The organism is Halorubrum sp. FL23 (assembly GCF_052439115.2).
Taxonomy (GTDB): Archaea; Halobacteriota; Halobacteria; order Halobacteriales; family Haloferacaceae; genus Halorubrum; species Halorubrum persicum.
On the sequence record NZ_JBQVRO020000008.1, the window covers coordinates 156,067 to 169,302 of the forward strand.

Here is a 13,236-nt window from a genome sequence, read left to right on the forward strand (position 1 = left end):
TTTGACCGGCTCGCGTCTACGTCGCCCATGATCGAACCGGGTGACGACGACCGTGTCCGCTAACCGGAAAGGGGACCGCCGCGAGCGGGAGCTGGTGAACGCCCTCGACGACGCGGGGTTCGCCGTGATGCGCGCGCCGGCCAGCGGCGCGGCCACGGAGCGGGAGCTCCCCGACGTGCTCGCGGGCGACGGCGAGACGTTCTACGCGATCGAGGCGAAGTCGAGCGCGGGCGACCCGATCTACCTCACCGGCGAGGAGGTGGAGGCGCTGCTGTTCTTCGCGCAGAACTTCGGCGCGAAGGCGCGAATCGCGGTCCGGTTCGACCGCGAGGACTGGTACTTCTTCCACCCCGGTGACCTGTACACCACGGACGCCGGCTCGTATCGGGTCAAAAAGGAAACGGCGCTGGCCGACGGCACCGACTTCCCCGAGTTCGTCGGCGAGACCGAGAAGGTGACCCTCGGCGAGGTGGCCGCCGGCAGCGGGGAGGCGGGCGGAGACGGGGTCGACCCCGAGGTCGAGGAGCGCCGGGAGATACTGGAGGCGGTGCGAGACGGGCACATGCCGGTCGAGGACGCGCTCGACGTGCTGTGACCGTCGCCTCGACCGAACGCCGAGGCGGTCGTCGCGCTCCGCAGACCCCCTCGCTTATCCCTCGCGGCGTCGAACGTCGAGGCGAATGAGCGAGGAGTTCGTCCTGCTGGAACCCGACGACCAGCCCGGCGACGAGTGGGAACAGCTGGACGTCTCCGACACGGAGGCGGACCGGATCGCCCGCCGACAGGACCGGGAGTTCGACGAGTTCCGCAAGCGGATCAAAGACACCGAGCAGTTCAAACTGCAGGAGTCGGTGTTCGACGACGCGACGCTGGCGGCCGTCTACAAGCTCGTGCAGGACGGCTACGTCGACGCCTTCGGCGGCCCCGTGTCGACCGGGAAGGAGGCGAGCGTCTTCGAGGCGCTCGGCGGACAGGCCGGCGAGCGACCGGAACCGGGGTCGAAGGCGGCGGGCGGAGGGCCGGAGGGCGTCACGCCCGAGCGCGAGGTCGCCGTGAAGGTGTACCGGATCAACTCCTCGAACTTCCGGCACATGCGCGAGTACCTGGAGGGCGACCCGCGGTTCGAGGGGATCGCGAGCGACAAGAAGGCGGTCGTGCTGGCGTGGACTCGCAAGGAGTTCGCGAACCTCGAACGCGCGCGCAAGGCCGGCGTGCGCGTCCCCGAGCCCATCGCGGTCCAGCGGAACGTCCTCGTGATGGAGCTCGTGGGACACGCCGAGGACCGAGCGCGGCGGCTGAACGAGGTCGACGTGGAGAACCCGGAGACCGCCTACGAGGTCGTCCGCGAGTACATGCGACGGCTCTACCGCGCCGGACTGATCCACGGCGACCTCTCCGAGTACAACATGATCATCCACGAGGGCGAACTGGTGGTCATCGATCTGGGACAGGCCGTGACGGTGCACCACCCGAACGCCGGTGAGTTCCTCCAGCGCGACTGCGAGAACGTGGCGGCGTTTTTCACTCGGGAGGGGATCGACGTCGACCCCGACGACCTCCGCGCGTACGTGACCGAACCGGAGCCGGACCCGAGCGGGGAGCCGGGGTCGGGCGGGAGAGGAGGAGCAGGCGGGAAGAGGGATGGGGGGAAAGGAGAAGCGGGAGGCGAGCCGGAATCGAAGTCGGGCGAGGAGTCCGACGAGTAAATCCGGACGATCTCGTCCTCAAGCGGCCGAAGACCACCGTCACGCGGCCACACACCGCCCGCGGCGGAACACGCTTAAAAGGCTTCGCCGGGTAGTTCGTCGTATGCAACACGTGACGGTTCCGCAGGACCGGATCGGCGTCGTCATCGGCGCCGGCGGCGAGACGATGCGGGAGATCGAAGAGCGGGCGAACGTGCGGCTCGACATCGACTCTGAGTCGGGGAGCGTCGCCATCGAGGAGCGCGACGACCCGGTCGCCGCGATGGTGGCGCCGGACGTGATCAAGGCGATCGGGCGGGGGTTCAAGCCGGAGACCGCGCTGTCGATCCTCGACCACGACCTCCGGACGCTCGATCTGATCGACCTCTCCGAGCACACCCGCAACGACAACGACCTCCAGCGCAAGAAGGGCCGGATCATCGGCGAGAACGGTCGCACGCGGGAGCTGTTGGAGGAGCTGTCGGGCGCGAACGTCGTCGTCTACGGCTCGACGGTGGGCGCCGTCGGCCAGCCCGAGGAGCTGGAAGTGGTCCGTCGGGCGGTCGGGATGCTGCTGGACGGGGCGCCGCACGGCGCGGTGTACTCGTACCTGGAGCGGATGTCGAACGAGCTCGACGACGACGTGAGCTTCAACGCACCGCAGTAACTGGTTCTCGGTGTTGCCGGCGCCGTCGGCGGCGGGTATCGCGGAGTGATCCGACGATACCCACTCTCGTACCCCTAACGCACGGCATCGTCGCCCCGCGCTGCCCCAGTCTTGCGCGGTCTCAGCCTTGCGCTGCCCCAGACTCGCGCTATCCCGGCCTCGCGCTGCCCCAGCCTTGCGCTATCCCGGCCTCGTGCTACTCGCGCTACCCCACTCTCGCGCCGCTTCAGCCTCGTCGGCAGGGTGATCGCGGGGAGACGGCTCACCGTTTCACGGGCATACCGCTCGATCTGGAGTTCTATATAAAGGCCCGTGTGAACGTGACCCATACCGGGGCGTACTGCCCCACCGTGTTGCGTTTTCGCACGACCCGAGCAAAAGGTTTATATAGAATCACAAACAATCAATGGTTGTTATGTCACAGCGACAGCGGATGGGCAATCAGCCCATGATCGTACTTTCCGAGGAGTCGCAGCGTACCTCCGGAAAGGACGCTCAGAACATGAACATCACGGCCGGCAAGGCGGTCGCGGAGTCCGTCCGCACCACCCTCGGCCCGAAAGGGATGGACAAGATGCTCGTCGACTCCGGCGGGTCCGTCGTCGTCACGAACGACGGCGTCACCATCCTGAAAGAGATGGACATCGACCACCCGGCGGCCAACATGATCGTCGAGGTCTCCGAGACGCAGGAGGAGGAGGTCGGTGACGGTACCACCTCCGCTGTCGTTGTCGCCGGTGAGCTTCTCGATCAGGCCGAGGAACTCCTCGACCAGGACATCCACGCGACCACGCTCGCGCAGGGGTACCGCCAGGCCGCCGAGAAGGCCAAGGAAATCCTCGACGAGGAGGCCATCGACGTCTCCGCGGACGACTACGACACGCTCGTCGAGATCGCCGAGACGGCGATGACGGGCAAGGGCGCCGAGAACTCCAAGGACCTGCTCGCCGAGCTCGTCGTCGACGCCGTCCTGGCGGTTCAGGACGACGACGGCATCGACACGGAGAACGTCTCCGTCGAGAAGGTCGTCGGCAGCTCGATCGACAAGTCCGAGCTCGTCGAGGGCGTCATCGTCGACAAGGAGCGCGTCGACGAGAACATGCCCTTCGCGGTCGAGGACGCCGACGTGGCGCTGTTCGACGGCGCCATCGAAGTGAAGGAGACGGAGATCGACGCCGAGGTCAACGTCACGGACCCCGACCAGCTCCAGCAGTTCCTCGACCAGGAAGAGGAGCAGCTCCGCGAGATGGTCGACCACCTCGTCGACATCGGCGCCGACGTCGTCTTCGTCGGTGACGGCATCGACGACATGGCCCAGCACTACCTCGCGCAGGAGGGCATCCTCGCCGTCCGCCGCGCGAAGTCCGACGACCTCAAGAGCCTCGCCCGCGCGACCGGCGGCCGCGTCGTCTCCAACCTCGACGACATCGAGTCGGACGACCTCGGCTTCGCCGGCTCCGTCGCCCAGAAGGACATCGGCGGCGACGAGCGCATCTTCGTCGAGGACGTCGAAGAGGCGAAGTCCGTCACGCTCATCCTCCGCGGCGGCACCGAGCACGTCGTCGACGAAGTCGAGCGCGCTATCGACGACTCGCTCGGCGTCGTCCGCACGACGCTGCTCGACGGGAAGGTGCTGCCCGGCGGCGGCGCCCCCGAGGCCGAGCTCGCGCTGCAGCTCCGCGACTTCGCCGACTCGGTCGGTGGCCGCGAGCAGCTCGCCGTCGAGGCGTTCGCCGACGCGCTGGAAGTCATCCCGCGCACCCTCGCCGAGAACGCCGGGCTCGACCCCATCGACTCGCTGGTCGACCTCCGCTCCCGCCACGACGGCGGCGAGTTCGGCGCCGGTCTCGACGCCTACACGGGCGACGTGATCGACATGGAGGCCGAGGGCGTCGTGGAGCCGCTCCGCGTCAAGACCCAGGCCATCGAGTCCGCTACCGAGGCGGCCGTCATGATCCTCCGCATCGACGACGTCATCGCGGCCGGTGACCTCAAGGGCGGCGGCTCCGACGACGGCGGCGACGAGGGCGGCCCCGGCGGCGCGCCCGGCGGCATGGGCGGCATGGGCGGCATGGGCGGCATGGGCGGTGCGATGTAAGCACCGGTCAGTAGGCCACACCACTCCCCACGCCGACCGTATCCGCTTCGCTGGACCGACCCGCCGACCGACCGTCGCGCGCCCGTTTCGGGCCTCGACGACACGCGATTTTTATCGACGACCGACGCGACGACCGCGGAGCCGCCGGCTCGTCGTTCGACGGCGAGCGGTCGCGTCGACAACACGACGATAACACCGATGTCACCCCCCGACACGAGTGTTCGCGAGCCGTTAAGTGTCGTCCGCGCCTCCGATCGATCACGAAACGGGTCCGCCGCGAGCGCACGTGACGCGGTGTGGTCCGTTCGATTTCCCATACAATGCCACAGCAGAAAGCGGACTACGCGGACGACACCGAGATCGACGAGACGCTGGACCAGCCCGCCGACGACGCGGCCGTCGAGGAGACGGTCGCGAACCTCGAGGAGCGCGGCTTCGACGTGGTCGTCGTCGACTCCGCGGAGGAGGCGCTCGACGCGGTGGAGTCGCAGATCCCCGCGGGGGCGTCCGTGATGAACGGTCACTCGACGACGCTCGAAGAGATCGGCTTCGACGACCTGCTCGGCGAGGGCGACCACGAGTGGGAGAGCCTCCCGGACCAGATCTGGAGCATCGACGACGACGCCGAGCGACAGACCGCGCGCCGGGAGTCGCAGACGGCCGACTACTTCCTCGGCGGGATCAACGCGGTCGCGCAGACGGGCGAGCTCGTCGCCGCCGACCTCTCCGGCAGCCGCATCGGGGCGTACCCGTTCGCCGCCGGGAACGTGGTCATCGTCACGGGCACGAACAAGATCGTCCCGACGCTCGACGACGCGCTCGACCGGCTCGAGTCGGTCGCGTACCCCCTCGAAAACGAGCGCGCACAGGAGGCGTACGGCGCCGAGTCCGCGATCGCCAAGCAGCTGATCTACCGCCGCGAGACCGAGGAGGGCCGGACGACGGTCGTCCTCGTGCGCGAGCAGCTCGGATACTGAACGCGGAACGCGGTCGCCGGCCCGACGGCGACGCGGCGTGCGCTCTCTCCCCCGGTTTTCACGCCCGTGAGCGACGGCGTTGCTCCGGCGGTGTCGTCCGCGGCGACAGCGGATCGTGGAGGAGTCGCGCGAGCGGCGCGAGGCGGAGCAGCCGCACGTTCGAAGCGACGGGACCTAAAAGAGGGCAGACGCGACGATAGCCGTGTTGATGATAACGAACGCGGTCAGGAGGATGAAGCGAACGTATCGATGGACACCCGCTCTGTCCAGCGTCGGCGAGGCGCTAGGCATTCTCACGAGCGGAGACAGCTGCCCTCGCCTCGCCGTTGGGGATGGAGTCGGGGTCGGGGGAGCGCGCGTAAATGGGCCGATCGGTGTGCATGCTCGTTACACACGTTATTGTTACCCATACTACTAGTAGTTTTTTATGGTATATCCTAATAGTATCCCTCGATAGGTTGAGTTCGAAAGAAGGAGATATCCTCCACCCTCGCCATCGTAGAAATGATAGTAGGACAAGGTTAATGTGTAGGTGAGTACTATCGGTACGTGGATAATACGGGCGGAGGACGCGGTGAACCAGAGAGCGCAGTCCGCGGTAGCGCCCCGTCGAGGGGCCGCCGATCGAAGCGGCGTGCTGCTGCCATGCGACCTCCCTCGATCGGTCGTCCTAGGTGAGCAGAAGTTTCCACGGGTAGAACAATAATTTACACCTAGCGTGATATAATAAACTATTATCCAAAAACCCTTTATACTAATAGTATTTTATTTTACACAATGGTCGACTCGCTGCAGCAAAACGGTGATCACGCGATGACGACCGGTGAGGAGGAGGCCCCCCAGTTGGACTGGGCCGTGATCAAGTCGCTCATGAGCGCCCAGGCGAACACGAGCACGTCCCTCGAACAATATCTCCTGTACGTGACCCACGACGACTTCGACCTCGACAGGCAGAACGTGGAACAGTGTCTCTCGCAGGCGATCGACCACCACGAGCGCGCGCTCGAGGATCTAAAAGTTGCGCAGGAGCTTATCTCGGACGAAAATAACCGATGAAGGAACTTTTATTTAGAATTTAATACTTCGAATCTAGAAGGATATATATGTTGTGGGGGTGTGCATCCGGTGATGCGGTTGACAGTCCCGACCGACTTCGAGATACTGCAGATCCTTTCTAACGGCAGACGCAACAACGCGATTAACATCGCGGCGCATCTCGACAAGAACCGGTCGTACATCAACACGCGGCTCCCGGTTTTAGCGGACTACGACCTGCTCGATCGCGTCGGACCCGCACCGAACAGCGGCCTCTACGAGATCACCGAGCGAGGGCGGATCGCGGCGAGCCACCGGGAGGAGTACGAGGACGACGACGTCGACTTCGAGGCGCTGATCGATCGGGAGCTGGCGGACCGGGAGTAGTCGGGACTGGCGGATCGGCGGACCGGCCGAGCGCGGGAGCGACGGCACGTCGACGCCGATGATTCTGCGGACGCGGCGGAGAACGCGTGAGACGGGAGTCCCACGTTCGGCATCGATCCGAAGAGTGTCACGGCCGTGGAGCGTCCCTCGGTAGTCGGCGGCCAGTCAGTGACCCACGACTGAAGTCGTGGGCTTGTCAGTGGACTCGCCTTCTGCCGTCGAATCGACGGAGGCAATAAATTCGCCGTTCAGGTTCACCGTCCCTGACGTCAGCGCACACTGACAGCGTGCGCCTCCACTCGAAGACGTTTGCCCCGAGCGGAGACGTTTGAGGAGTTTTCGAGCAATATTCTTGCTCGCGTTGTAGTCCGCGTTCAGTTCGTACTCGCACTTCTGACACGAAAACTGGTGTTTCGACCGCCGATTTGTCTCGTGGGTAAAGCCACACTTCGAACACCGCTGGCTCGTGTACGCCGGACTCACCTGCTCGATCTCAATGCCGAACATCTCGGCTTTGTACTCGACGTACTCGTACAAGCGTCGGAACGCCCACGCGTGGAACCGCTTCGCACCAGCCATCCGATCGCGAATATCCGTCAGGTTCTCGAACGCGACGTGCGTACACCCGTGGTCGCGAGCTTCGTCGAGAATCTGGTTCGAAGCACGGTGGAGTTCGTCCCGCATCCAGCGGTGTTCGCGGTCGTCCATCGACTGGATCGACAGGTGCGCCGACCGCGTCCCCGTCTGTTGCATTGACCCGCGCGTCTTTTCGAACTCGCGGCGTCGATGGTTCATCTCGTCGGCGTTTCCGATGAACTCTCCCGTGGAAGTCACAGCAAGCGAGCCGTCCACGTTCAGATCGACGCCAAGGACTGTTCTGTGCGTGGCGTCAGAAGACACACCCGTGGACTGGTCGTGTTCATCTGTGGTGTGGCGCATACGCGCGTGGAGGTAGAATGAGTCGGTCGAGCGGTCGTACTGAATCGTGGACATCCGGAACTCGTAGTCCTCGTTCAGTAGGTACTCGCCGATCGGTGTCTCCTCGGGATCGTCGGGAATCACGTACTCACACTCGACACGCCCGTTTATTGTTGAAAGAGACACGTGATCGCGGTGGAACGTCGCGCTACGCTTGTCGTAAACGACGCTCCACGCGTCGAAGTGTGGTTGACTGGTGGTTTCGCCTTTTTTGAGTCGGGCGACACCGCTTTTCGTAGCCTCGATAGCGCGTCGAATCCCCTTTTGAACGAGGTTCGCAGTGAGTGCTGTTTCGTTGCGAAGGCGTTCGTAGAGCGCGTTCTCGGCTTGTTGTTTCGAGGTGACGCAGTACTCGTCGGGGTATCTCCACGCCCACGCCGCGGTGGTGTTCGCACAGTGGAGAAACTGGTCTTTCGTCTGATGGAGGTCGTCGCGCCGCTCGTTGGGTACGTCAAGCTTGACTTTGACGGTGCGGAGCACATCCCCCATCTGTATCTCACATATCTATCTATTTATTTATAAATTCTACGGCTGGTGCCGGGGAGTCAGGCTGCTATCGCTCATTATATGTTGCGGGGAGTGTCGGATTCCTCCCATGGCTAAAGCCGTGGGCTTCCTCCTTGTTACTCTGAGACACCGAAACCACATGGAGTATATACTGTAAGTATCTACCGGAGCGCGTGATACCGATCGCGAACGCGTTCGATCTGGTCGTCCTGCGGTGTCTCTCGGAGCGGGGTGGCGGCAGTGCGGCGGACGTTGCGCGGCGGCTCGACCGGTCGCGGACGTACGTGCGCACGAGACTGATCACGCTCGCGGAGACCGGCTACGTCCGGCCGGCCGGCGCGGTGCCGCGACTGCAGACGTACGAGCTCACGTCGACGGGCGCGGCCGTGGCGCGACGCGTGGATTCGATGGCGGACGTGTAGCGCCCGCAGGGCGAGCGAGCCGAACGGGAGTTCGATCACACGGCGTCGACCGCGATTTGTTCGCAATAATGCAGTTTAGAGGGCTTTAGTCGGGCCTTAATGCAATTTATACTATCCCTACGTACTGACAGTAGATATAAGTGGTTAGATTAGATAAGTGATAACTGCAACGTGAAGTGGCTACTAGAACGGTCAATCGGCGTACAGAGCGAGGAGAGTTCCGATCAGTGGCGATGACAGGCGACATCAACGGGGGCGACACCGCAGATCTGACGCACATAAGGGAGTGCTGGAGGATTGTTACGGCCTCGATTGATGCGCTGGGCGAGAGCCCACCGGAGCATGCGATGACTCGACAGGGGTATCATTCGATGACTAACCGCGACTCTTACAACACCAATTAATGATACACGACAAGACACGCGACCAGGTACGCGCAGTGTTCCTGGCGGTCGTTATGATCGTCTCCGTCTTTGGCGGGACGATGGCGTTCGCCGGCACTGCTGCTGCCCAAACAGAAGCCACGGCCTCGATCGGGTCGGTGGACACGATCACCGACGGTGACACGCAAGTGAGCGTCAACAACGTTGGCTTCTCGAACGCTGGCGGCAGCGTGTACGTTGACGCTGAAGACGGCTCGGGCACTAGCCTGACCGCAGACGGCGGCGAGACGGAAGTCACCAGCAGCGGTGACAGTGCGACGCTCACGCTTTCGACGGCTGCCTCGGAGAGTGACACGGTGAATGTGGTGGTCTACGAGTCGAGTGGTCCAACGAACGAACTCGTCTCAGACAGTAACACCGTCCAAGCAGCACCGACCGGTTCGGTGAGTGTGTCGAGTCCCATCGCTGCGGATGACTCTGAGTTCACGGTTGACGTGAGTAACGTCCAGAACACTGAGGGCGATAACGCGTACCTCGTTGTAACGAACAGCCAAGGTGACTCGGAGACATTTACCGTTGCTGATGGTGTCGACACCACCAGTGACTCAGTGACGATCACACAGGCTGACTCCTCCGGCGACAATAGCGCAGCGTTCAATCTCGTCGGCAGCGATTCGGTCGATGCCACTCTCTACGAGAGTAGCAGTGAGAGCAACCAACTCGACACTGGCGCAACCACCGTTGACGCTGGCGCCTCTGCGTCGGTCACGTTCAGTTCCGGCACGCAGGACGTGAGTAACGATGAAGTGAGCGTTGACATCAGCAACCTGCAGAACGTCCAGGACGGTAATGTGGACGTGCTGGTGGTCAACCAGAATGGCGCTAGCGATGGTCAGACCGAGGAGATTGTTGGTTCAAGCTCTGATCTGACTGCTGGCGACGGACAGGCTGTCACACTCGGACAGAACACGGGGAACCTGAACGATCAGGACACGCTCCGTGTGGAAGTCCACGAGATCAACAGTCCGACTCTCGATGACAGTCCGCTCGACACCGATACGGCTACCGCGGAACGTCCCGCCACAGGTTCGATTGGGTCGGTGGACACGATCACCGACGGTGACACTCAAGTGAGCGTCAACAACGTTGGCTTCTCGAACGCTGGCGGCAGCGTGTACGTTGACGCTGAAGACGGCTCGGGCACTAGCCTGACCGCAGACGGCGGCGAGACGGAAGTCACCAGCAGCGGTGACAGTGCGACGCTCACGCTTTCGACGGCTGCCTCGGAGAGTGACACGGTGAATGTGGTGGTCTACGAGAGTAGCAGCCTGTCGACCAGTCTCGCTTCGAACGAGAACACGGTACAGGCAGCGCCGACCGGTTCGTTCGCTGGGACCGTCTCCGATAGTAACGGTGCGCTTGACTCGGTTGCCGTGACGCTCACGTCCGGTGACTCTACGATCGACACGACCGTCACGACCAACGCAGACGGAACGTACACGGTCTCGGACGTGCCGATCGGCACGTACCAGGTCAGCGCCACTGCTGACGGCTACGAAACGACCTCCACGCAGGAAGTCCAGATCTCCCAGAACAGTGAAACGAGTGCTGTCGACTTCACGCTCACCGAGTCGTTCGACGCAAGCGCGATCACCGCCGATCCGTCGACGACCAGTACGTCTGACTCGGCGCACTCGGTGACGATCACTGCGACCGATGCGACGACCGCGACCGAGGGCAACCTCAATGAGGTCGTCCTCGACTACAGCGCCGGTGCGTTCACCGGCGAAGGCGGTCAGCTCGGGAGCATCAGTTCCAGCCAGCAGGTCACCGAATTCACCTACACGCCGTCCGGTGACGGTGAGCCGATCGAACTGAACGAAACGGACCAAGTCGGAGTCGACGTGTCGAACGGTGCGATCACGCTCGACATCAGCGGCGTGGACAGTTCGAACAAATTCACGCTCGCGTCCGACGACACGATCGACATTACGCTCTCCCAGTTCGACAATCCGAGCACGAGCGGCGACTACGACGTTGACGTCGAACTCACCGACGCGTCCGACAACACGGACACGGCGAGTACGACGGTCAACATCGGCGCTCGCACCGGCTCCGTGACGTTCTCCGACCAGGCGCTCGGACAGAATGACTCCAACTCGGCCGTCCTCGTCGAAAGTGTCGACACCAATGTCGATTCGACGGTGCTCGTCACCTACACGAACGAGAGCGGTGACGAAGTCATCGCCGGTCTCGAAGACGTCGACTCGCCCGACGGCGAGAACGTGGTCGTCGAGATCGGAAACGCATCCGGCTTCCCCGGTGAACACACCGCGCACGTGGTCCCGGATGACTCGCTGAGTGGCGACTACTCGGTCGATGACACGGTGTCCGACGACACGTCCGGTTCAGCGCTAGGCACTGACACCGCGACCGTGCTCGAAACGGATCTCGTCATCGAGAACCAGTCGTACGCTGACCCGACGACCGATGTCACGGTCGCTAACGCGACGGTCCGCGACGGTGGAGATGACACGACCGGATTCACCGTCAATGTGAATGACGGTAGTAGCGGCCCGCTTACGGGTGAGAACACCGACGTAACTGTCTCGGGTATCACCGAGATCGGTGAGACGACCGAGGTTACTGCAGAACTCAGCAGTATCCAGGCCGTCGACGGTGACGCCGGATTCGTGGCCGTCAACGACACAGCGACGGTCACCATCACTGGCGACGCCGCGCAGGTCGACACCATCAACGCGACGAACGACTTCGCCGGCATCGTCCAAGACGATGACGAACTCGGCGTGACCGCCGCCGGTATCGCAGACGCGAACGGCAACGTGCTGCCCTCGGGCACGGTCACAGTCGAGATCGCCGACGGTGACACTGTCCTCCACAGCGAGGAGGCCAGCGTGACCGAAGGTGAGATCGACACCACGATCGACACGACGCAGATCAGCAGCAATACCGATCTCGGAACCGCCGAGGTCCGTATCGCCGCTGACACGGAGACCACCGACGAAGTGGAACTCGTCCACGAGGCCTTCTCGGCACCGAACTCGGGGTACTTCCTGACTTCGGTCCCACAGCCGGCCACGGTCCACACCGAGAACATCAGCGACGAGACGCAGTACGACGCCGCTGAAGACAGCTACGTGACCCTCGACGACAGCAACGAGGTTGCCACGGTCAACCGTGCGCTTTACCTCAACGCCGACAGCGCAGACGCGCGCTACGGCTTCGCGTACGACACTGACCGGGCCAACCAGCCCGGAAACTTCGGTAGCGCGACGCTCGACGAGGGCTGGCACGTTCTCGGGTCCAACTTCGACACCAGCGACACGGAACTTGGTGGAGAAATCCATCTCTCTGAGGATCTGAACACTCAGAACCCGCCGGAAAGTTCCCAGATCGTGGTCCAAGACACGTCGCTGAGCGGTGCCACGCTCAGTAACACCGCCCCGATTGGGGAGCACGACGTCTACTACGTCTACGTGCACGAGGGGGACAACCGGCCGATCGTCCTCTCCGAGTACACGCCTGACGACCGAGATACGGTTCTCAGTAGCTGAACTTCTTCCCACCATCGATTTATTAGGTAACTATGAAAACGAAAGAATTAGTAACCGCGCTGATACTCGTCGTTGCTCTGCTTAGTGGTGGGGCCGCGATCGCGTCAGCACAAGACTCGTCACCGCCGGGAGCGCCAGTATCGTTCTACGGCTCGGTCGCCGACGAAGACGGTACGCAGGCACCGGAAGGAACGACAATCGTGGCCGTAGTCGACGGTGAAGTCGAGGCGACGATCACCGTCGAGACTGCCGGCGAATACGGTGGCCCGGAGAGCGATGACGACAAACTCCGAGTCGACAGCAACGCAGGTGACGAAGTCCGGTTCCACGTCGGTTCAGCCGATGGCCCGCAGTCGGAGTCGACGTATCCCCTCGAATCAGGTGTCTACGAGGAGGATCTGACCTTCCCGGCAGGAACGTTCGACGACGATTCCGACGACAGCGACGACGACGATTCCGACGACAGCGACGACGACGATTCCGACGACAGCGACGACGACGATTCCGACGACAGCGACGACG

The 13,236-nt window shown here is 63.2% G+C and carries 10 protein-coding genes and 1 pseudogene; 10 read left to right on the forward strand and 1 reads right to left on the reverse strand.

Annotated elements, in window-relative coordinates:
• Window positions 1-40: 40 nt before the first annotated feature.
• The 7 genes from hjc (at window position 41) to ACT4MF_RS11805 (ending at window position 6,849) form a co-directional block, all read left to right on the forward strand.
• Window positions 41-595: a Holliday junction resolvase Hjc gene (gene hjc, locus ACT4MF_RS11775; protein WP_444682739.1), complete on the forward strand. Its 555-nt coding sequence runs from the start codon at window positions 41-43 to the stop codon at window positions 593-595.
• An 85-nt stretch (window positions 596-680) separates the two neighbouring features.
• Window positions 681-1,706, forward strand: coding sequence for a serine/threonine-protein kinase Rio1 (rio1, locus tag ACT4MF_RS11780; RefSeq protein WP_444682740.1), 1,026 nt, complete (start codon window positions 681-683; stop codon window positions 1,704-1,706).
• A 103-nt stretch (window positions 1,707-1,809) separates the two neighbouring features.
• Window positions 1,810-2,352: a 16S rRNA 3'-interacting factor aDim2p gene (locus tag ACT4MF_RS11785; protein ID WP_099255094.1), complete on the forward strand. Its 543-nt coding sequence runs from the start codon at window positions 1,810-1,812 to the stop codon at window positions 2,350-2,352.
• Window positions 2,353-2,800: 448 nt separating this feature from the next.
• A complete protein-coding gene (gene thsA, locus ACT4MF_RS11790) occupies window positions 2,801-4,450 on the forward strand; it encodes a thermosome subunit alpha (RefSeq protein ID WP_444682747.1) in 1,650 nt (549 codons plus the stop codon).
• 320 nt (window positions 4,451-4,770) lie between these two features.
• Window positions 4,771-5,427 carry a lactate utilization protein gene (locus tag ACT4MF_RS11795; protein ID WP_099255095.1) on the forward strand — a complete coding sequence of 219 codons (657 nt, stop codon included), beginning with the start codon at window positions 4,771-4,773 and terminating at the stop codon, window positions 5,425-5,427.
• A gap of 777 nt (window positions 5,428-6,204) precedes the next feature.
• Window positions 6,205-6,483, forward strand: a complete 279-nt coding sequence (locus tag ACT4MF_RS11800; protein ID WP_444682741.1) for a DUF8103 family protein — start codon at window positions 6,205-6,207, stop codon at window positions 6,481-6,483.
• A gap of 72 nt (window positions 6,484-6,555) precedes the next feature.
• Window positions 6,556-6,849 (forward strand): ArsR family transcriptional regulator, encoded by a 294-nt coding sequence (locus ACT4MF_RS11805; RefSeq protein WP_444682742.1) that lies wholly within the window; start codon window positions 6,556-6,558, stop codon window positions 6,847-6,849.
• Window positions 6,850-7,014: 165 nt separating this feature from the next.
• On the opposite strand, the gene ACT4MF_RS11810 is transcribed toward ACT4MF_RS11805, so the two are convergent.
• Window positions 7,015-8,316 carry an RNA-guided endonuclease InsQ/TnpB family protein gene (locus ACT4MF_RS11810; protein WP_444682743.1) on the reverse strand — a complete coding sequence of 434 codons (1,302 nt, stop codon included), beginning with the start codon at window positions 8,314-8,316 and terminating at the stop codon, window positions 7,015-7,017.
• A gap of 191 nt (window positions 8,317-8,507) precedes the next feature.
• Here ACT4MF_RS11810 and ACT4MF_RS11815 point away from each other — a divergent pair, with 191 nt between their 5' ends.
• From ACT4MF_RS11815 to ACT4MF_RS11825, 3 genes and pseudogenes are all read left to right on the forward strand, one after another.
• On the forward strand, window positions 8,508-8,756 hold the full coding sequence (locus ACT4MF_RS11815; protein WP_444682744.1) for a helix-turn-helix domain-containing protein: 249 nt from the start codon (window positions 8,508-8,510) through the stop codon (window positions 8,754-8,756).
• Between the two features lie 403 nt (window positions 8,757-9,159).
• A complete protein-coding gene (locus tag ACT4MF_RS11820; RefSeq protein ID WP_444682745.1) occupies window positions 9,160-12,714 on the forward strand; it encodes a carboxypeptidase regulatory-like domain-containing protein in 3,555 nt (1,184 codons plus the stop codon).
• A gap of 200 nt (window positions 12,715-12,914) precedes the next feature.
• Window positions 12,915-13,236, forward strand: a pseudogene (locus tag ACT4MF_RS11825) (PKD domain-containing protein); the annotation flags it as partial.

Bases quoted from the DNA above. Each gene is read 5' to 3' on its own strand.
- rio1 (WP_444682740.1), top strand. From the start codon at position 681: ATGAGCGAGGAGTTCGTCCTGCTGGAACCCGACGACCAGCCCGGCGAC.
- ACT4MF_RS11785 (WP_099255094.1), top strand. From the start codon at position 1,810: ATGCAACACGTGACGGTTCCGCAGGACCGGATCGGCGTCGTCATCGGC.
- thsA (WP_444682747.1), top strand. From the start codon at position 2,801: ATGATCGTACTTTCCGAGGAGTCGCAGCGTACCTCCGGAAAGGACGCT.
- ACT4MF_RS11795 (WP_099255095.1), top strand. From the start codon at position 4,771: ATGCCACAGCAGAAAGCGGACTACGCGGACGACACCGAGATCGACGAG.
- ACT4MF_RS11800 (WP_444682741.1), top strand. From the start codon at position 6,205: ATGGTCGACTCGCTGCAGCAAAACGGTGATCACGCGATGACGACCGGT.
- ACT4MF_RS11805 (WP_444682742.1), top strand. From the start codon at position 6,556: ATGCGGTTGACAGTCCCGACCGACTTCGAGATACTGCAGATCCTTTCT.
- ACT4MF_RS11810 (WP_444682743.1), bottom strand. From the start codon at position 8,316: ATGGGGGATGTGCTCCGCACCGTCAAAGTCAAGCTTGACGTACCCAAC.
- ACT4MF_RS11820 (WP_444682745.1), top strand. From the start codon at position 9,160: ATGATACACGACAAGACACGCGACCAGGTACGCGCAGTGTTCCTGGCG.